The sequence below is a fragment of the Type-F symbiont of Plautia stali genome (assembly GCF_059731105.1).
This window is the reverse complement of sequence record NZ_AP035909.1, coordinates 245,218-265,475: the sequence shown is the minus strand read 5'-3', so window position 1 is coordinate 265,475 and position 20,258 is coordinate 245,218. Positions and strand designations below refer to the sequence as shown.

13 protein-coding genes, 1 tRNA gene, 3 rRNA genes and 1 riboswitch are annotated in these 20,258 nt (G+C 55.5%); of the genes, 4 read left to right on the top strand and 13 right to left on the bottom strand.

Annotated elements, in window-relative coordinates; translation table 11 throughout:
* Nucleotides 1-3: 3 nt before the first annotated feature.
* The 7 genes from aceA to AC6I7A_RS01155 all read right to left on the bottom strand — a co-directional run bounded on the left by aceA (nucleotide 4) and on the right by AC6I7A_RS01155 (nucleotide 9,440).
* Nucleotides 4-1,305 carry an isocitrate lyase gene (gene aceA / locus AC6I7A_RS01185; RefSeq protein ID WP_058956985.1) on the bottom strand — a complete coding sequence of 434 codons (1,302 nt, stop codon included), beginning with the start codon at nucleotides 1,303-1,305 and terminating at the stop codon, nucleotides 4-6.
* A 17-nt stretch (nucleotides 1,306-1,322) separates the two neighbouring features.
* Nucleotides 1,323-2,921: a malate synthase A gene (gene aceB, locus AC6I7A_RS01180; protein ID WP_058956984.1), complete on the bottom strand. Its 1,599-nt coding sequence runs from the start codon at nucleotides 2,919-2,921 to the stop codon at nucleotides 1,323-1,325.
* A gap of 263 nt (nucleotides 2,922-3,184) precedes the next feature.
* On the bottom strand, nucleotides 3,185-4,114 hold the full coding sequence (gene metA / locus AC6I7A_RS01175) for a homoserine O-acetyltransferase MetA (RefSeq protein ID WP_009092644.1): 930 nt from the start codon (nucleotides 4,112-4,114) through the stop codon (nucleotides 3,185-3,187).
* A gap of 179 nt (nucleotides 4,115-4,293) precedes the next feature.
* Nucleotides 4,294-4,409 (bottom strand): 5S ribosomal RNA (gene rrf / locus AC6I7A_RS01170).
* A gap of 213 nt (nucleotides 4,410-4,622) precedes the next feature.
* Nucleotides 4,623-7,527 (bottom strand): 23S ribosomal RNA (locus AC6I7A_RS01165).
* Nucleotides 7,528-7,737: 210 nt separating this feature from the next.
* Nucleotides 7,738-7,813, bottom strand: a tRNA-Glu gene (locus tag AC6I7A_RS01160).
* A gap of 87 nt (nucleotides 7,814-7,900) precedes the next feature.
* A 16S ribosomal RNA gene (locus AC6I7A_RS01155) occupies nucleotides 7,901-9,440 on the bottom strand.
* The 16S, 23S and 5S rRNA genes sit together here with 1 tRNA gene alongside, the layout of an rRNA operon.
* Before the next feature lie 636 nt (nucleotides 9,441-10,076).
* Here AC6I7A_RS01155 and purH point away from each other — a divergent pair.
* Together purH and purD are read left to right on the top strand one after the other, a co-directional pair.
* Nucleotides 10,077-11,666, top strand: a complete 1,590-nt coding sequence (gene purH / locus AC6I7A_RS01150) for a bifunctional phosphoribosylaminoimidazolecarboxamide formyltransferase/IMP cyclohydrolase (protein WP_046100994.1) — start codon at nucleotides 10,077-10,079, stop codon at nucleotides 11,664-11,666.
* A 19-nt stretch (nucleotides 11,667-11,685) separates the two neighbouring features.
* On the top strand, nucleotides 11,686-12,966 hold the full coding sequence (purD, locus tag AC6I7A_RS01145) for a phosphoribosylamine--glycine ligase (RefSeq protein ID WP_009092646.1): 1,281 nt from the start codon (nucleotides 11,686-11,688) through the stop codon (nucleotides 12,964-12,966).
* Nucleotides 12,967-12,999: 33 nt separating this feature from the next.
* On the opposite strand, the gene AC6I7A_RS01140 is transcribed toward purD, so the two are convergent.
* The 6 genes from AC6I7A_RS01140 to nudC form a co-directional block, all read right to left on the bottom strand.
* Entirely contained in the window at nucleotides 13,000-13,662 is a 663-nt protein-coding gene (locus tag AC6I7A_RS01140; RefSeq protein ID WP_058958347.1) for a DUF1481 domain-containing protein, read from the bottom strand.
* 69 nt (nucleotides 13,663-13,731) lie between these two features.
* The gene (gene hupA, locus AC6I7A_RS01135) at nucleotides 13,732-14,004 is read right to left on the bottom strand and encodes a nucleoid-associated protein HU-alpha (protein WP_003850136.1); all 273 of its coding nucleotides are present in this window, start codon (nucleotides 14,002-14,004) and stop codon (nucleotides 13,732-13,734) included.
* A 188-nt stretch (nucleotides 14,005-14,192) separates the two neighbouring features.
* On the bottom strand, nucleotides 14,193-14,783 hold the full coding sequence (locus tag AC6I7A_RS01130) for a YjaG family protein (protein WP_009092648.1): 591 nt from the start codon (nucleotides 14,781-14,783) through the stop codon (nucleotides 14,193-14,195).
* A 63-nt stretch (nucleotides 14,784-14,846) separates the two neighbouring features.
* Nucleotides 14,847-15,515 (bottom strand): deoxyribonuclease V, encoded by a 669-nt coding sequence (nfi, locus tag AC6I7A_RS01125; RefSeq protein WP_009092649.1) that lies wholly within the window; start codon nucleotides 15,513-15,515, stop codon nucleotides 14,847-14,849.
* Between the two features lie 2 nt (nucleotides 15,516-15,517).
* Complete coding sequence (hemE, locus tag AC6I7A_RS01120) at nucleotides 15,518-16,585, bottom strand: uroporphyrinogen decarboxylase (RefSeq protein WP_009092650.1); 1,068 nt, start codon at nucleotides 16,583-16,585, stop codon at nucleotides 15,518-15,520.
* A gap of 40 nt (nucleotides 16,586-16,625) precedes the next feature.
* On the bottom strand, nucleotides 16,626-17,396 hold the full coding sequence (nudC, locus tag AC6I7A_RS01115) for an NAD(+) diphosphatase (RefSeq protein WP_058958346.1): 771 nt from the start codon (nucleotides 17,394-17,396) through the stop codon (nucleotides 16,626-16,628).
* A gap of 89 nt (nucleotides 17,397-17,485) precedes the next feature.
* Here nudC and AC6I7A_RS01110 point away from each other — a divergent pair, with 89 nt between their 5' ends.
* The gene (locus AC6I7A_RS01110) at nucleotides 17,486-17,992 is read left to right on the top strand and encodes an Rsd/AlgQ family anti-sigma factor (RefSeq protein WP_009092652.1); all 507 of its coding nucleotides are present in this window, start codon (nucleotides 17,486-17,488) and stop codon (nucleotides 17,990-17,992) included.
* Nucleotides 17,993-18,145: 153 nt separating this feature from the next.
* A riboswitch (TPP riboswitch) is annotated at nucleotides 18,146-18,246 on the top strand.
* A gap of 87 nt (nucleotides 18,247-18,333) precedes the next feature.
* Entirely contained in the window at nucleotides 18,334-20,256 is a 1,923-nt protein-coding gene (gene thiC / locus AC6I7A_RS01105) for a phosphomethylpyrimidine synthase ThiC (protein WP_009092653.1), read from the top strand.
* Nucleotides 20,257-20,258 lie beyond the last annotated feature (2 nt).

The window sequence follows — 20,258 nt, the reverse complement described above, 5'->3', positions numbered from 1 at the left end:
GCGTCAGAACTGATGCTCTTCGGTCGAACCGGTCAGCGCCGTGACCGACGATTTACCGCCCTGAATGGTATTGGTGACCTGATCGAAATAGCCGGTGCCCACCTCCTGCTGATGCGACGAGAAGCTGTAACCGCGATCGCGCGCCGCAAACTCAGGTTGCTGAACCTTTTCAACATAGTGACGCATCCCTTCGCCCTGAGCATAGGCATGGGCCAGATCAAACATGTTGAACCACATGCTGTGGATGCCTGCCAGCGTGATGAACTGGAAGCGATAACCCATGTCGCTGAGCGACTGCTGAAACGTCGCGATGGTGCTGTCGTCGAGATTTTTCTTCCAGTTGAACGACGGCGAACAGTTGTAGGCCAGCAGTTTGCCGGGAAAGCGCGCATGGATAGCGTCGGCAAAGCGCTGCGCCATCGCCAGGTCCGGCGTCGAGGTTTCACACCACAGGATGTCAGCATAGGGTGCATAGGCCAGACCGCGACTGATCGCCTGTTCTATCCCCGCATGGGTGCGAAAGAACCCTTCTGCCGTCCGGTCGCCCCGGATAAAGGGACGGTCATATTCATCGCAGTCTGAAGTGATCAGGTCAGCGGCATCGGCATCGGTGCGGGCCAGCAGCAGGGTGGGCACCCCCATCACATCGGCGGCCAGCCGGGCTGCCACCAGTTTCTGAATCGCCTCCTGGGTCGGCACCAGCACCTTACCGCCCATATGGCCGCATTTTTTCACCGCAGCCAGCTGATCCTCGAAGTGAACCGCCGCGGCACCCGCCTGAATCATCGCCTTCATCAGTTCGAATGCGTTCAGCACGCCGCCAAAACCCGCTTCCGCATCGGCAACAATCGGCAGGAAGAAATCGGTGTACCGGCTGTCACCCGCTTCGATACCCGCGGACCACTGAATCTGATCGGCACGCTGAAAGGTCTGATTGATGCGCGTCACGACCTCCGGCACTGAGTTGACCGGATAGAGCGACTGGTCGGGATACATCTGCCCGGCAACGTTGGCATCTGCCGCCACCTGCCAGCCAGAGAGATAGATCGCTTCAATGCCCGCTTTCGCCTGCTGGAGGGCCTGACCGCCGCTCAGCGCGCCCAGACTGTTGATGTAGCCCTTCTTTGCCTTGCCGTTCAGCAGTGCCCAGAGTTTCTCTGCACCGCGCTCCGCCAGCGTACAGGCGGGTTGTAATGAGCCGCGCAGATTAACCACCTCTGCTGCGCTGTACGGGCGGGTAATCCCCTGCCAGCGTGCGGTCTGCCAATCCTGTTCAAGTTGCTCGATTTGTTGAGTGCGTGTCATGGCAATAGCTCCTCTGTTCAGGGGATCAGGCGGTAGCCTGGCAGGGTAAGAAAGGAAACCAGTTCGCGTTCGGTGGTGATCTGCGCCATCAGCTGCGCCGCGTCGTGGTAGCGACCGCCGCTGAAACGGGATTCACCCAGCGTGTTTTGCAGCAGATGCAGCTCTTCGTTCAGCCAGCGCAGAAACAGTTCAGCGGTGACCGGCTGGCCGCTGTCCAGGATTTGCTGGTGGCGAATCCACTGCCAGATCGAGGTGCGCGCAATCTCCGCCGTAGCGGCATCCTCCATCAGTCCATCAATCGGCACACAGCCGTTACCGCTAATCCAGGCCTCAAGGTATTGCAGCGCGACGCGGATGTTGGCACGCATACCCGCCTCGGTGCGTTGCCCTTCACAGGGCGCAAGTAACTGCTCTGCCGTGATCGGGGCGTCCGCTTCACGCATGACATGCAGCTGATTAGGCCGATCGCCGAGAGCGGCATTGAAGACGGCCATCGCACTCTCTGCCAGGCCAGGATGCGCTATCCAGGTGCCGTCGTGCCCATTGCCCGCCTCACGCTGCTTATCTTCTGTTACGCGTTGCAATACCCAGGCATTGCGCGCCGGATCTTTGTGGGGAATGAGGGCCGACATGCCCCCCATCGCAAATGCCCCCCGGCGATGACAGGTTTTAATCAGCAGTCGCGAATAGGCATCCAGGAATGGCTGCGACATGGTCACCGACTGGCGATCCGGCAATATCCGATCCGGATGCTGTTGCAGGGTTTTAATATAGCTGAAGATGTAATCCCAGCGACCGCAGTTCAGGCCGACGATGTGATCGCGCAGATTCCACAGGATCTCATCCATCTGGAAGACCGCAGGCAGGGTCTCGATCAGCACCGTCGCTTTGATCGTACCGCGCGGCAGATCGAACTGATCCTCGCTGAAACGAAAGATCTCACGCCACCAGGCGACCTCCTGCCAGCTTTCGGTTTTCGGCAGATAGAAGTAAGGGCCGCTGCCTTTCGCCAGTAAAGCGCGAACGTTGTGGAAAAAGTAGAGAGCGAAATCGAACAGGCCGCCCGGAATCGCCTTACCCTGCCAGCTGACATGTTTTTCTGACAGATGCAGACCGCGCACCCGGCACATCAGCACCGCCGGATGGGCGTTTAACTGATAGATTTTTCCCTTGTCGCTGGTGTAACTCAGCGTTCCCTGCACCGCCTCGCGCAGCGTGAGCTGACCGTCAATCAGTTTCGACCACGCCGGGGAAAGCGAATCCTCAAAGTCAGCCATAAAGACGTTCACGTCAGCATTCAGCGCGTTGATCACCATCTTCCGATCGGGTGGACCGGTGATCTCCACCCGGCGATCCGCTAAATCGGCCGGAATGGATCGAATATGCCATTCACTTTCTCTTATGGAAGCGGTTTCCATATCGAAGTCTGGCAGCGTGCCCTGGTCATAGCGTTGTTGTCGCCGCTGGCGGTCGAGTAACAGTGCTTCGCGTTGCGGCGCAAAGCGTGTCACCAGAGTTTCTAAAAACGAGATGGCTTCAGGGGTAAACAGGCTCTCTGCTCCCTGGTTCAGGGGCTGGCTGAAGGTCAGGGTATGGCTGATCACGGAATCTGTCATGCTGGCGCTCTCCTGTATTCAAAAGATCGAATGCAGCGGATCCACTCGCTGTTTGTTTTGTGAGCTACAGATCCAGAGCATAAGCATTTATTTTCTTAAATCAAAAACTATTTCCATTTTTGAATTTAAACGTCGATATCTCTTTGTTTCAGAACGGATTAAAGTTTCATCTTTTAAAGGAATGCTTTTCATCTGGCTTTTTACAGGCGAAAAAAAACCGTGCTGCCATCGGCTAACACGGTTCAGTTGAAGATTAAGCGGGACTATTCCAGCGTCGGATTCATGTGACGCAGATCGAACGGCGTGATCTGATAGACGTAGTAGTTGAGCCAGTTTGAAAACAGCAGATTACCGTGGCTGCGCCAGGTGGCGCGCGGTGGCAGCGCCGGATTATTCTGCGGGAAATAGTTATACGGAATCTCCGGTTTCACGCCCGCTTCATAATCGCGATGATACTCACCGGCCAGGGTCAGGGCATCATACTCCGGGTGACCGGTAACAAAGACCAGTCGCTTGTCCCTGCTCGCCATCAGATACGCACCGGTTTGTTCCGATTCAGCAAACAGCTCAAGATCGGTGTAATCCGTGATCAGCTGGGTAGGAAAATCAGCATAGCGTGAGTGCGGAGCCAGGAAATTATCATCAAAACCCCGGGTCAGTAACGCGTGCGGATGCAGTATCTGATGCTCATAGACGCCAGACAGTTTGTTCTGTCGGGTTTGTTTCGGAATACCATACAGAATATTCAGCGCAGCCTGCACCGCCCAGCAGACAAACAGGGTTGAGGTAACATGCTCATTTGCCCAGTGCAGCACGCGCTGAATCTGTGGCCAGTAAGCGACATCGTTAAAATCAACCAGTCCGAGCGGCGCACCTGTCACGATTAAGCCATCGTAGTTGTCGTGCTGAATATCTTCGAAATTGCAGTAGAAGTTGTTGAGGTGCTCGCTGGGGGTGTTGCGCGACTCACGGCTGTCGATACGCAGCAGCTGAATATCGATCTGTAAGGGTGAGTTGGACAGCAGACGCAGAAACTGATTCTCCGTTTCGATCTTCTTCGGCATCAGATTCAGTACCAGCACTTTAAGCGGACGGATCTCCTGAACACTGGCGCGCGATGATGTCATAACAAAGACATTTTCATCACGCAAAAAATTTACTGCCGGTAATTCGTCGGGAACCCTGATTGGCATAACCTGCTCACCTCATACAACCGTATAAACGTTTAGACATCTGGATGCCCAACATTAGCCTGATTGGGGTGAGTTGTCGAGGTTTCATGCAGAAAATGAAAATGTTTCAGCTTAAATTGGCAAACAGCAGACGTAAAAAAGCCCCGCACGTCAGTGCGGGGCTTCTTCACTTGTATAATGCCTGGCAGTTCCCTACTCTCGCATGGGGAGGCCCCACACTACCATCGGCGCTACGGCGTTTCACTTCTGAGTTCGGCATGGGGTCAGGTGGGACCACCGCGCTAAAGCCGCCAGGCAAATTCTTTGTGCTCTGTCCTGTGTCTTCTGTGCTGATGCTGCGTTGGCCGCCCTCCCGCTGCTCAGTCACATACGTCAGTATGCTCCTTCACATCGCTCGGTTGCCGCCTTGCCTCAGCGCAGAATCCTTCGGACTTTACTCCGCAGGACACAACTGTTATCCGGTAACAAAGCTGAAAATCTGTCTCTCAAAAAACGCCTCTGGCGTTGTAAGGTTAAGCCTCACGGGTCATTAGTACCGGTTAGCTCAACGCATCGCTGCGCTTACACACCCGGCCTATCAACGTCGTCGTCTTCAACGTCCCTTCAGGACCCTCAAGGGGTCAGGGAGAACTCATCTCGGGGCAAGTTTCGTGCTTAGATGCTTTCAGCACTTATCTTTTCCGCACTTAGCTACCGGGCAGTGCCATTGGCATGACAACCCGAACACCAGTGGTGCGTTCACTCCGGTCCTCTCGTACTAGGAGCAACCCCCCTCAATTCTCCAGCGCCCACGGCAGATAGGGACCGAACTGTCTCACGACGTTCTAAACCCAGCTCGCGTACCACTTTAAACGGCGAACAGCCGTACCCTTGGGACCTACTTCAGCCCCAGGATGTGATGAGCCGACATCGAGGTGCCAAACACCGCCGTCGATATGAACTCTTGGGCGGTATCAGCCTGTTATCCCCGGAGTACCTTTTATCCGTTGAGCGATGGCCCTTCCATTCAGAACCACCGGATCACTATGACCTGCTTTCGCACCTGCTCGAGCCGTCACTCTCGCAGTCAAGCCAGCTTATGCCATTGCACTAACCTCACGATGTCCGACCGTGATTAGCTGACCTTCGTGCTCCTCCGTTACTCTTTGGGAGGAGACCGCCCCAGTCAAACTACCCACCAGACACTGTCCGCACCCCGGATCACGGGGCCACGTTAGAACATCAAACATTAAAGGGTGGTATTTCAAGGATGGCTCCACGCAGACTGGCGTCCGCGCTTCAAAGCCTCCCACCTATCCTACACATCAAGGCTCAATGTTCAGTGTCAAGCTGTAGTAAAGGTTCACGGGGTCTTTCCGTCTTGCCGCGGGTACACTGCATCTTCACAGCGAGTTCAATTTCACTGAGTCTCGGGTGGAGACAGCCTGGCCATCATTACGCCATTCGTGCAGGTCGGAACTTACCCGACAAGGAATTTCGCTACCTTAGGACCGTTATAGTTACGGCCGCCGTTTACCGGGGCTTCGATCAAGAGCTTCTCCTTGCGGATAACCCCATCAATTAACCTTCCGGCACCGGGCAGGCGTCACACCGTATACGTCCACTTTCGTGTTTGCACAGTGCTGTGTTTTTAATAAACAGTTGCAGCCAGCTGGTATCTTCGACTGGCTTCAGCTCCGGGAGCAAGTCCCTTCACCTACGCGCCAGCGTGCCTTCTCCCGAAGTTACGGCACCATTTTGCCTAGTTCCTTCACCCGAGTTCTCTCAAGCGCCTTGGTATTCTCTACCTGACCACCTGTGTCGGTTTGGGGTACGATTCTGTGTTACCTGATGCTTAGAGGCTTTTCCTGGAAGCAGGGCATTTATCACTTCAGCACCGTAGTGCCTCGTCGTCACGCCTCAGCGTTAAAAGAGTCCGGATTTACCTGGACCCTCCGCCTACACGCTTAAACCGGGACAACCGTCGCCCGGCTGATATAGCCTTCTCCGTCCCCCCTTCGCAGTAACACCGAGTACAGGAATATTAACCTGTTTCCCATCGACTACGCCTTTCGGCCTCGCCTTAGGGGTCGACTCACCCTGCTCCGATTAACGTTGAACAGGAACCCTTGGTCTTCCGGCGAGCGGGCTTTTCACCCGCTTTATCGTTACTTATGTCAGCATTCGCACTTCTGATACCTCCAGCATGCCTCACAGCACACCTTCGACGGCTTACAGAACGCTCCCCTACCCAACAACACATAGTGTCGCTGCCGCAGCTTCGGTGCATGGTTTAGCCCCGTTACATCTTCCGCGCAGGCCGACTCGACCAGTGAGCTATTACGCTTTCTTTAAATGATGGCTGCTTCTAAGCCAACATCCTGGCTGTCTGTGCCTTCCCACATCGTTTCCCACTTAACCATGACTTTGGGACCTTAGCTGGCGGTCTGGGTTGTTTCCCTCTTCACGACGGACGTTAGCACCCGCCGTGTGTCTCCCGTGATAACATTCTCCGGTATTCGCAGTTTGCATCGGGTTGGTAAGCCGGGATGGCCCCCTAGCCGAAACAGTGCTCTACCCCCGGAGATGAGTTCACGAGGCGCTACCTAAATAGCTTTCGGGGAGAACCAGCTATCTCCCGGTTTGATTGGCCTTTCACCCCCAGCCACAGGTCATCCGCTAATTTTTCAACATTAGTCGGTTCGGTCCTCCAGTTAGTGTTACCCAACCTTCAACCTGCCCATGGCTAGATCACCGGGTTTCGGGTCTATACCCTGCAACTTAACGCCCAGTTAAGACTCGGTTTCCCTGCGGCTCCCCTATACGGTTAACCTTGCTACAGAATATAAGTCGCTGACCCATTATACAAAAGGTACGCAGTCACACCACAAGGGTGCTCCCACTGCTTGTACGTACACGGTTTCAGGTTCTGTTTCACTCCCCTCGCCGGGGTTCTTTTCGCCTTTCCCTCACGGTACTGGTTCACTATCGGTCAGTCAGGAGTATTTAGCCTTGGAGGATGGTCCCCCCATATTCAGACAGGATACCACGTGTCCCGCCTTACTCATCGAGCTCACAGCGTGTGTGCTTTTGTGTACGGGAGTATCACCCTGTACCCTGCGACTTTCCAGACGCTTCCACTAACACACATGCTGATTCAGGCTCTGGGCTGCTCCCCGTTCGCTCGCCGCTACTGGGGGAATCTCGGTTGATTTCTTTTCCTCGGGGTACTTAGATGTTTCAGTTCCCCCGGTTCGCCTTGCAGCACTATGTATTCATGCTGCAATGATGCACTGAGTGCACCGGGTTTCCCCATTCGGACATCGACGGCTGTAGCGGTTCATATCACCTTACCGTCGCTTTACGCAGATTAGCACGTCCTTCATCGCCTCTGACTGCCAGGGCATCCACCGTGTACGCTTAGTCGCTTAACCTCACAACCCACAGGCGTTTTTCAACGCTGCAGACTGTAAGCATTTGAGAGACTCGGACATGTCGCCATTTCATTCTTATTACGGAGAATGAACGCGTCATGTCGTTTCAATTTTCAGCTTGTTCCGGATTGTTAAAGAGCAATATCTTAAACATGACTCGTAAGTCATCTTTAAGATATGTGGGCAACATCTTTCACCTGTCACCGAGCATGGCGTCCCCTAGGGGATTCGAACCCCTGTTACCGCCGTGAAAGGGCGGTGTCCTGGGCCTCTAGACGAAGGGGACATTTAAGTCTGTCTTCGCAAGACGCTTTGCTCATTACTTTTTTATCAGACAATCTGTGTGAGCACTGCGCGGGAAGGTATCTTCAGGTAAGGAGGTGATCCAACCGCAGGTTCCCCTACGGTTACCTTGTTACGACTTCACCCCAGTCATGAATCACAAAGTGGTAAGCGCCCTCCCGAAGGTTAAGCTACCTACTTCTTTTGCAACCCACTCCCATGGTGTGACGGGCGGTGTGTACAAGGCCCGGGAACGTATTCACCGTGGCATTCTGATCCACGATTACTAGCGATTCCGACTTCACGGAGTCGAGTTGCAGACTCCGATCCGGACTACGACGCACTTTGTGAGGTCCGCTTGCTCTCGCGAGGTCGCTTCTCTTTGTATGCGCCATTGTAGCACGTGTGTAGCCCTACTCGTAAGGGCCATGATGACTTGACGTCATCCCCACCTTCCTCCGGTTTATCACCGGCAGTCTCCTTTGAGTTCCCGACCGAATCGCTGGCAACAAAGGATAAGGGTTGCGCTCGTTGCGGGACTTAACCCAACATTTCACAACACGAGCTGACGACAGCCATGCAGCACCTGTCTCAGAGTTCCCGAAGGCACCAAAGCATCTCTGCTAAGTTCTCTGGATGTCAAGAGTAGGTAAGGTTCTTCGCGTTGCATCGAATTAAACCACATGCTCCACCGCTTGTGCGGGCCCCCGTCAATTCATTTGAGTTTTAACCTTGCGGCCGTACTCCCCAGGCGGTCGACTTAACGCGTTAGCTCCGGAAGCCACTCCTCAAGGGAACAACCTCCAAGTCGACATCGTTTACGGCGTGGACTACCAGGGTATCTAATCCTGTTTGCTCCCCACGCTTTCGCACCTGAGCGTCAGTCTTCGTCCAGGGGGCCGCCTTCGCCACCGGTATTCCTCCAGATCTCTACGCATTTCACCGCTACACCTGGAATTCTACCCCCCTCTACGAGACTCAAGCCTGCCAGTTTCAAATGCAGTTCCCAGGTTAAGCCCGGGGATTTCACATCTGACTTAACAGACCGCCTGCGTGCGCTTTACGCCCAGTAATTCCGATTAACGCTTGCACCCTCCGTATTACCGCGGCTGCTGGCACGGAGTTAGCCGGTGCTTCTTCTGCGGGTAACGTCAATCGGTGAGGTTATTAACCTCACCGCCTTCCTCCCCGCTGAAAGTACTTTACAACCCGAAGGCCTTCTTCATACACGCGGCATGGCTGCATCAGGCTTGCGCCCATTGTGCAATATTCCCCACTGCTGCCTCCCGTAGGAGTCTGGACCGTGTCTCAGTTCCAGTGTGGCTGGTCATCCTCTCAGACCAGCTAGGGATCGTCGCCTAGGTGGGCCATTACCCCGCCTACTAGCTAATCCCATCTGGGTTCATCCGATAGTGAGAGGCCCGAAGGTCCCCCTCTTTGGTCTTGCGACGTTATGCGGTATTAGCCACCGTTTCCAGTGGTTATCCCCCTCTATCGGGCAGATCCCCAGACATTACTCACCCGTCCGCCACTCGTCACCCAAGAGCAAGCTCTCTGTGCTACCGTCCGACTTGCATGTGTTAGGCCTGCCGCCAGCGTTCAATCTGAGCCATGATCAAACTCTTCAATTTAAAGTTTGATTTGCTGAAACGGGTTCAGCGGTGCTCATCTGTAAAACGTCATAATGAATTTCATTATGTGTTCACTCGTGAGGCTTTGATATTTTTGTGCGTCCGAGGACGCTGATATCAATCCTGCGAGTGCCCACACAGATTGTCTGATAAATTGTTAAAGAGCAGTGCGAACAGTGCGTTAGCGCCCTGTCGCGAGGTGGCGTATATTACGCTTTCCTCCTTCAGAGTCAACCTCTTTTTCAGAAGTTTTTTCTCCGGCGGCTCAGTCTCCTGAACCTCTCAACACCGCATTCCGTAAGCCGTTGTGCCGTGTCGATGGAGGCGCATTATAGGGAGTTGTCAGACAGGCGCAACCCATAAATTGCAGAAAAAAGCGCGTTCGCTGCATTCCACAGCAAAAGTCGCTGTTATACGCAGTTACACACAGCGTTATCCACATTCGCAAGGCCTAGCAAATTTAGGCGAGCATCACGCAAACGTTTTCGCTACAATGCCGGGCAATATGACGGACTCCCCTTTTAGGGGCGTTACCTGAGGTTTTTGATCTTTCCTTCTTATATAGAAGAGAAAACCGCTGTAAAACCTGATGTAACGCTCTTCTATACGCGAAACAAAGCCAAGGGATAAACCACCATGCAACAACCTCGTCCTGTACGCCGCGCCTTGCTCAGTGTCTCTGACAAAGCCGGCATCCTCGAATTTGCTCAGGCGCTCTCCAGTCGCGGTGTCGAACTACTCTCCACAGGTGGAACCGCTCGCCTGCTGGCGGATGCGGGTCTGGCTGTCACAGAAGTCTCTGATTACACCGGTTTCCCGGAAATGATGGATGGACGCGTCAAAACCCTGCATCCGAAAGTGCATGGCGGCATTCTGGGTCGTCGCGGCCAGGATGATGCCATCATGGCGCAGCATGACATCAGCCCTATCGACATGGTGGTCGTTAATCTCTATCCCTTTGCCCAGACCGTTGCCCGTGAAGGATGCTCACTGGAAGACGCAGTAGAAAACATTGATATCGGCGGCCCGACCATGGTGCGCTCTGCCGCCAAGAACCACAAAGATGTGGCCATCGTGGTCAGCAGCGGCGACTACGACGCCATCATTGCTGAAATGGATGCCCACCAGAACGGCCTGACGCTCGACACCCGTTTCGATCTGGCGATCAAAGCGTTTGAACACACCGCCGCTTACGACGGTATGATCGCAAACTACTTTGGTAGTCTGGTGCCCGCCTATCACGGTGAACGCAATCAGCCTGCAGGTCGCTTCCCGCGTACCCTGAATCTGAACTTCATCAAGAAGCAGGATATGCGTTACGGCGAAAACAGCCACCAGCAGGCGGCCTTCTATATAGAAGAGCAGGTTGCTGAAGCCTCGGTTGCCACCGCGCAACAGGTTCAGGGCAAAGCGCTCTCCTATAACAATATCGCTGACACGGATGCTGCACTCGAGTGTGTCAAAGAGTTCAGTGACCCCGCCTGCGTCATTGTTAAACATGCTAACCCCTGTGGCGTTGCGACCGGCGACGACCTGCTGTCAGCCTATGACCGTGCTTACCAGACCGACCCTACCTCTGCGTTCGGGGGCATCATCGCCTTTAACCGCGAGCTGGATGAAGCGACAGCACAGGCCATTATCAGCCGCCAGTTCGTTGAGGTGATCATCGCGCCAGCCGTTTCCGAGGCCGCGCTGAAGATTACCGCCACGAAACAGAATGTCCGTGTCCTGATCTGCGGCCAGTGGCAAAACCGCACGGCAGCGCTGGATTTCAAACGCGTCAACGGTGGCCTGCTGGTTCAGGATCGCGATCTCGGTATGGTCGATGCCAGCCAGCTGCGCGTGGTCAGCAAGCGTCAGCCATCGGAGCAGGAGCTGCGTGATGCCCTCTTCTGCTGGAAGGTCGCGAAGTTTGTTAAATCCAACGCCATTGTCTATGCGCGTGACGGGATGACGATCGGGATTGGTGCCGGCCAGATGAGCCGCGTCTACTCCGCTAAAATTGCCGGTATTAAAGCGGGCGATGAAGGACTGGAAGTGAAAGGTTCTGCCATGGCGTCAGATGCGTTCTTCCCCTTCCGCGACGGTATTGATGCGGCCGCTGCGGTGGGCGTGAGCTGTGTGATTCAGCCTGGCGGATCTATCCGCGATGAAGAGGTGATTGCGGCGGCGGATGAGCACGGCATTGCCATGATCTTTACCGATATGCGCCACTTCCGTCATTAATCGTTCCGGAGAGTAACAGATGAAAATTTTAGTGATTGGTAATGGCGGACGTGAACACGCGCTGGCCTGGAAAGCGGCACAGTCGCCGCTGGCAGAAACCGTCTTTGTTGCGCCAGGTAACGCCGGTACGGCATTAGAGCCTGCGCTGCAGAATGTCGCAATCAGTGCGACCGATATCCCTGCCCTGCTGGATTTTGCCCAGCGCGAGAAGATCGATCTGACCATTGTCGGACCGGAAGCACCGCTGGTCATTGGCGTGGTGGATGCATTCCGTCAGGCTGGGCTGACCATTTTTGGCCCGACTCAGGCTGCCGCACAGCTGGAAGGCTCAAAAGCATTTACCAAAGATTTTCTGGCGCGCCATCAGATCCCCAGCGCGGCATACCAGAACTTTACCGAGGTCGAGCCGGCTCTCGCGTATCTGCGTGAAAAAGGCGCGCCTATCGTTATTAAAGCTGACGGCCTGGCCGCCGGTAAAGGCGTCATTGTGGCGATGACGCTGCAGGAAGCTGAAGAGGCCGTTCAGGATATGCTGGCCGGTAATGCCTTTGGCGACGCCGGGCACCGCATTGTGATCGAAGAGTTTCTGGATGGCGAAGAAGCCAGCTTTATTGTAATGGTCGACGGCGAGCATGTGCTGCCAATGGCCACCAGCCAGGATCATAAACGCGTAGGCGATGGCGATACCGGTCCGAACACCGGTGGAATGGGCGCCTACTCCCCGGCGCCGGTCGTCACCGATGAGATCCACCAGCGCGTCATGGATCAGGTTATCTGGCCGACGGTGCGCGGCATGGCTGCTGAAGGCAACGTTTACACCGGTTTTCTCTACGCCGGTCTGATGATCGATCGCACCGGGCAGCCGAAAGTGATCGAATTCAACTGCCGCTTCGGCGATCCGGAAACCCAGCCGATCATGCTGCGCCTGCAGTCGGATCTGGTCGATCTTTGCCTGGCCGCCTGTGAGGGTAAACTGGATCAGAAAACGTCCCAGTGGGATCCGCGTCCTGCGCTCGGTGTGGTACTGGCGGCGGGCGGTTATCCGGGTGACTACAGTCAGGGTGATCAGATCCACGGTCTGCCACTGGAAGAGGTTGCGGACGGCAAGGTCTTTCACGCCGGAACCCGGCTGGAAGAGGATCGGGTGCTGACCAGCGGTGGCCGCGTGCTGTGCGTTACCGCACTGGGTGAGGATGTCGCTGCGGCACAGAAGCGGGCTTATGCGCTGACACAGCCCATCTCGTGGCAGGGCAGCTTCTGCCGCCGCGATATTGGCTATCGCGCCATTAATCGCAAATAAGTTCAGGGGGCACCGGGTGCCCCCTTTTTATTTTTACATATCATCTTCTGTCGGCTGCTGCGCGCACTCATCCTGCTGACTGATCCGCAACAGCTGAATGCCTTCCGGCGCGTCCAGCCATGATACCATCAGCGGTGCCGGGGCGCTGCGCTGCTGCTGTGTCAGTATCCGCAGGGCATCAGCATCAAAAGCGGGCCTGACCTGCTTCCCTTCACAACTCTCCAGCAGATTGTTGCCCAGCCAGTGTCCCTGCCTCAGGAATACCCGACCGCTTAACAGCGCATCACTAAGATTACGCATCCGCTGAGCGTCAAACTTATAGAGTTCCACCGCATCAGCACTCACGGCTTCACGCCGGTCTGACAGCTGACGCTGCATAAAGTTGAGGCCGCCCGCCTGGTCAAAGCGCAGGGTGACATCATCAGGCTGCTTCCCTTTTACCTGGCGCTGAACGCTGATCAGCGCCTCTTCCAGCCAGACATAATCGGTCACCTCGCCCTCACCGCCACTGAACGGCGTGTAGATCGTACGAATATGGACAGACTGGTGATCGCTGTTTTTACGCCAGATGCGCACAACACCACGATCGGCAAGATAGCCACTGGCAGAAAAGGGGGGAATATCCGGAACAGAGCTGCAGCTAAACAGAAACAGGGAGAGAAACAGAACAGCTAAACGCTGAAACAGCGGGATCATGATGGCTGGCCTCTTAAACAAAAGGGGCGAAACGCCCCCTGTTTTAAAGCTTAACCGCAGTGCGACGTCTTACTTAACGGCGTCTTTCAGCGCTTTACCAGACACGAATGCCGGTACGTTTGCTGCAGCGATTTTGATCTCTTTGCCAGTCTGCGGGTTACGACCGGTACGCTCAGCGCGGTGGTTCACTTTAAAAGTACCAAAACCAACCAGTTGTACAGCATCACCATCTTTCAGAGACTCAGTGATCGCAGCCAGAGTAGATTCCAGCGCTGCCTTAGCCTGGGTTTTAGACAGGTCAGCTTTTTCTGCGATCACATCAATCAGTTGAGTCTTGTTCATAAGTTATCCTTAAAGTGTATTTATCGCTTGCTAAGCAACGAGTGCGAGGGAAAAGCCATATTCTGGCACTCTTCTGCCTGCACGCACCGATAGCCACAATTTTCAGCCCCCCAAATGTAGACCAGAGAGGGGGCCAATGTGAAGCCTCCAGGCGCGCTAATTCGGGCCTGAAGTCACGTTTTATCGCCTTACTGCTGGAAATTTATACCGATGTTACTTATTCCCGCTTCACGCAGGTCAGATCGCAGACCTTTAATCAATTCAAGGTCGCGCTCTTCACACTCCGCCAGCAGGCGGAAAATCTCCCACTGGAGGTCCCACTCATCGATGATAGCCGGGTTTTCACGCAGCTCCTCATCGGTCATTTCGCGTCCAGCCTGTGTCATTTCCAGCATGGCAACCGTCGTAATGGATGTCCTGCTGACTTCAATCGCATGCTCCAGCGTTTCACCACTCAGCTGGGCATGTAACACTTCGCTCAGGGCCACGCAGGCATCGATAGCCGGATAGACGCCATAGACCTCAAACGCATCGCCATCGGGAATGGCAGCCTCGAGCTTTTCCAGCTGGCTGTCGAAGTTAATCTTCGCATCTTTGACCGTCAGGTTTTCCCAGATCAGATCAAGGATGCGGCGATAGAGTGCCGGATCGGCAAATTCAGTCTGCTCGCAGAATGCGCGATAGTTGGGGTACATACGCTCGCACAGGCAGGCCATAAACGTCAGATGCTGCCAGCTTTCCAGCTTCGCCAGACGCAGATGAACGGGATTTTGTAACATAAAGGTGGCTCTTATTCGTTTCGCTGGCCGCAGTGTAACTGCAAAAGCGCAGCACAAACAGTGTTAAAGCGCGTTTTGCCAGCGCTGGAAAGCGGAACGGTTCGACGCCACTGCATCGGCCCAGCGGGTGGGTTCCGGCAAACGGTAACCGCGCGTACAGTTTTCGACCCACTGCAGCGCAGTATCCAGGCTGACACGGTGGCCGGTGGCGACGAACAGTGGGTTGCAGCGTTGCTTGCTGCGCCATACCCAGCCAATCTGCTCACCTTTGTCGATCAGCGGCTGGCGGCTGCCCGGTTGCGCATCCAGATCGGCAAAACGACCACACAGCCGGCTTTTCGCGACCCCGATAGTAGGCACATCCACCAGCAGACCAAAATGCGAGGCAACGCCGAGCCGTCTGGGATGCGAAATTCCGTGTCCATCCACAAACAGCAGGTCCGGCTTCTGCTCCAGCATCTCCCAGGCGGCCATCAGGGCCGGATATTCCCGGAAGGAGAGAAAGCCCGGGATATAGGGCATCGTCGTCTCAATACGCGCGATGCGATGCTCCACCAGCCGAAGCGATGGGTACTCCAGGATTACCATCGCTGCGCGTGTGATCGTGCCTTCCTGCTCAAAACCTACGTCGGCCCCGCCGATATAGCGAGGCGGTAACACATCAAAATCATCGTCACGCACCACGTCAGCGGCGCGTTGTAACTGCTCAGCGCGAAGTGCGGCAATATCCATGATTACTCCTGATGCCAGGGACGTGATAAACGATGCACAGCATCAACAAAGACACCGGCATTTTCCGGTGGCACATCCAGATGAATGCCGTGCCCCAGATTAAAGACATGGCCGGTGCCGGAACCAAAGCGCTCCAGAATACCGGCCACTTCCTGCTCAATACGCTCAGGTGCCGCATAGAGCATAGAGGGGTCCATATTGCCCTGCAGCGCAACTTTATCGCCCACGCGACGGCGCGCATCGTCAATGTCGGTGGTCCAGTCGAGACCCAGCGCATCACAGCCGGTGGCGGCCATCGCTTCCAGCCACTGTCCACCGCCTTTGGTGAACAGGGTCACCGGCACGCGGCGGCCATCATTTTCACGCAGCAGGCCATCAACAATTTTGTGCATGTAGTGAAGGGAGAATTCGCGGTAGTCACGGCCGGTCAGCACGCCGCCCCAGGTATCGAAGACCATCACCGACTGGGCACCTGCGCGAATCTGCGCATTGAGATAGAGAATGACGCTGTCAGCCAGCTTATCCAGCATCGCATGCAGCGTAGCAGGCTCGGCATACATCATCTTTTTGATTCGGGTAAACGCTTTGCTGCTGCCGCCTTCCACCATGTAGGTGGCCAGCGTCCATGGACTGCCGGAGAAGCCGATCAGCGGCACCTCGCCATTGAGATTGCGGCGGATGGTGCGAACCGCATTCATCACATAGCCCAGCTCCATCTCCGGATCGGGCACCGGCAAGCGATCAACGTCAGCGCGGCAGGTTACAGGGTTTGAGAAACGCGGGCCTTCGCCAGTTTCAAAATAGAGTCCCAGTCCCATCGCATCCGGAATTGTCAGGATGTCACTGAAGAGGATGGCGGCATCCAGCGGAAAACGACGCAGCGGCTGCAGGGTGACTTCACAGGCCAGCTCGGCGTTTTTACACAGCGACATAAAATCACCCGCCTGGGCGCGTGTCGCTTTGTACTCCGGCAAATAGCGCCCGGCTTGTCGCATCATCCATACCGGCGTGACATCCACCGGCTGACGTAACAGGGCACGCAAATAACGATCGTTCTTCAGTTCACTCATCTCAACACTCTCTCAATAACAGGCGTGTAGTGTAGCACTTTCACACTTCAGCGCGGCACAGGGCGACGGTATCTTCAATCAGGCGGCGTGCCACGGTGCCGGGTGGAGGCAGCAGGGGAAGGTCATCAAAACGGAACCAGGCCGCATCCAGCAGCTCTTTGCCATCATGCTGCAGATCGCCGCTGTCATACTCCGCCATGAAGGCGGTCATCAGGGATTGCGGAAAGGGCCACGGCTGAGAGGTCACATAGCGCACGTTTTTGACGCGGATGTTGCTCTCCTCCATCACTTCGCGGGCAACGGCCTGCTCCAGCGTCTCACCGACCTCCACAAAGCCGGCCAGCACGGTATAGACCTTGTTGCGATGGCGGGCATGATTTGCCAGCAGGATTTCATCACCACGACGGATGGCCACGATAATGCAGGGGGCGATTTGCGGATAGTAACGCTCACGGCAATGACTGCACAGGCAGGCAAATTCATGCCTGCTGTGATGCATTTCATGGCCGCAGTAGCCGCACCAGCGATGAGAGCGGTAAAACTCCGCCAGCTGCACACCCCGCCCCGCCAGTTGAAACAGTCCGACATCCTGATCGATCAACTGCCGCACGGAGAACATATCGGCAGAGCGTGACGCACAAATCAGCCAGACATGTTCGCCCTGCCACTCTCCGATAAGGCGTGCTTTACTGCCAGTCAGACCAAAATTTTCGGCGTTTCCGTGGGGTAAATCACCTTGTGGCAACCAAAGTTTCTGTTCATGGCTGACAATCCACCATCCAGCGTCTACGCTTGAGATTTCGCATTGCATTTATTTCGTCATCCTTAGCGTCAAATCGTACGCTGAAGCCCTGATGTTAAGTGTGTTGATAAACAACTATAACTCACATGGAGTCAGATATGCTTAACCAGTTAAACGTCCTGGCTGAACGCGTAGGTGGCAGTAATGAGCTGGTCGATTCCTGGCTCGAAGCCCGTCGCCAGCTGCTGGTGACCTATTATCATCTGGTCGGCCTGAAGCCCAACAAAGAAGCCCTGACCCGTCTCGATGAGCAGGCGCTGGACAACTTCTGTCACAGCCTGGTCGATTATCTTTCGGCCGGTCACTTCAGTATCTATGAACGTGTTATCAGTGAAATGAACGGTGACAGCCCGATGATTGCGGCTGCGCAGATCTATCCGCCACTGGAAGCCAACACCGAGCGGCTGATGCAGCTCTATGATGGTCACCTGCAACAGGCGATAGACGATGAAAACTGCATGACTTTCCAGCAGGCGCTTTCAGAAGTGGGCGAAGTGCTGGAGTCGCGCTTCACGCTGGAAGATAAGCTAATCCAGCTGGCATGGGATAATCAGCTGGCTACCCCGCCGGTTGCCAATGACAGCCAGATTGCCCGTCCCGCTTAACCGGTATCACCACCAAAAGGGTTGAGATTATCCACTCGCCCTTTTATGCTGAAGAGGTTCCGAGGCCACTACGCCGACGAACCTTTTTTGTTTTTTGCTGTGAAAAACACGATTTTTACGCCCGATCTGCCGGTCAGATTGGTGCGTAGAAAGCGCTTCTTGTCGGAGTGCCCAGCCGGGCTGAGACCGTTAATTCGGGATCCGCGGAACCTGATCAGGTTAGAACCTGCGAAGGGAACAAGAGTAAATTTTTACGGTAGGCCAGCACTCTTATGCTGCCGATACCGCTACTCCTTCCGAACTCCGGACAAGCATCGTTCCCCCTGAACAGGAAGATTGCTATGTCTGACCCAAAAATGACCCGTCGTGAACAACGTGCCCAGGCGCAGGAATTTATCGATTCGCTGCAAAGCGGCAGTGCATTTCCCCAGTCCCGTCGCATCTGGATAACCGGCAGCCGTGACGATATTCGCGTTCCGATGCGCGAGATCACGCTAAGCCCGACCCACACCGGTGGCAGCAAAGCCCAGCCGACCTATGAGCCAAACGAAGCGGTGCCGGTTTACGACACGGCAGGTGCCTATGGCGATCCCGCGGCACAGATCGATGTTCATCGCGGCCTGGAAAAACTGCGCGCCCGCTGGATAGCGGAACGCGATGACAGCGAATACCTGCCACAAAACAGTTCCGGCTACACCCAGCAACGGCTGGCTGATGAGGGGCTGGACCATCTGCGCTTCGATCACTTACCGACGCCGCGCCGGGCCTGTGCAGGCCGCCGCGTCACCCAGCTGCATTATGCCCGCCAGGGGATCATCACCCCGGAAATGGAGTTTATTGCGCTGCGGGAAAATATGGGCCGTGAACGGATTCGCAGTGAAGTGCTGCTGCAACAGCATCCGGGCCACAGTTTTGGCGCGCATCTGCCAGCCAGTATCACACCGGAGTTTGTGCGGCAGGAGGTGGCAGCCGGACGGGCCATCATCCCTGCCAATATCAATCACCCGGAATCGGAGCCGATGATCATCGGCCGCAACTTTCTGGTTAAGGTGAATGCCAATATCGGTAACTCGGCGGTCACCTCCTCCATCGAAGAGGAAGTGGAAAAACTGGTCTGGTCGACGCGCTGGGGGGCCGATACGGTGATGGATCTCTCTACCGGCCGCTATATTCATGAAACGCGCGAGTGGATTCTGCGGAACAGTCCGGTTCCTATCGGCACAGTGCCGATCTATCAGGCGCTGGAAAAAGTGAACGGCGTGGCCGAGGCGCTGAACTGGGACGTTTTCCGCGACACGCTGCTTGAGCAGGCGGAACAGGGGGTGGATTACTTCACGATACACGCTGGCGTCCTGCTGCGTTATGTCCCGATGACGGCGAAGCGGCTGACCGGGATCGTGTCGCGCGGCGGATCGATCATGGCGAAATGGTGCCTGTCGCATCATCAGGAGAACTTCCTTTATCAGCATTTCCGGGAGATTTGTGAAATCTGCGCCGCTTACGATGTATCGCTGTCGCTGGGCGATGGTCTGCGGCCGGGTTCGATTCAGGATGCGAACGATGAGGCGCAGTTCGCTGAGCTGCGTACCCTGGGCGAACTGACCCGTATTGCCTGGGAATATGATGTACAGGTGATGATTGAAGGGCCGGGCCATGTGCCGATGCATATGATCCGCCGCAACATGACCGAACAGCTCGACCTGTGCGATGAGGCCCCCTTCTACACCCTCGGCCCGCTGACCACCGACATCGCACCGGGCTATGACCACTTTACCTCCGGAATCGGGGCCGCCATGATTGGCTGGTTTGGCTGCGCCATGCTCTGTTACGTCACACCTAAAGAGCATCTGGGGCTGCCGAACAAAGAGGATGTCAAACAGGGGCTGATCACCTACAAAATCGCGGCACATGCTGCCGACCTGGCTAAAGGCCATCCCGCTGCGCAGATCCGCGATAACGCCATGTCCAAAGCGCGCTTTGAATTCCGCTGGGAAGATCAGTTCAACCTGGCCCTGGACCCTCACACCGCCCGCGCCATGCATGATGAAACCCTGCCGCAGGAGTCAGGCAAAGTGGCCCATTTCTGTTCAATGTGCGGCCCTAAATTCTGCTCAATGAAGATTTCTCAGGAGGTACGCGAGTTTGCGGCACGCCAGGATAGCCGCGCTGAACCGGTGGAAGTGGGCATGGCCCGGATGTCAGAGCATTTCCGCAGCCGCGGGGGGGAGCTTTATCACTCTGCCGATGTTATTGAGGAGGAGTAATC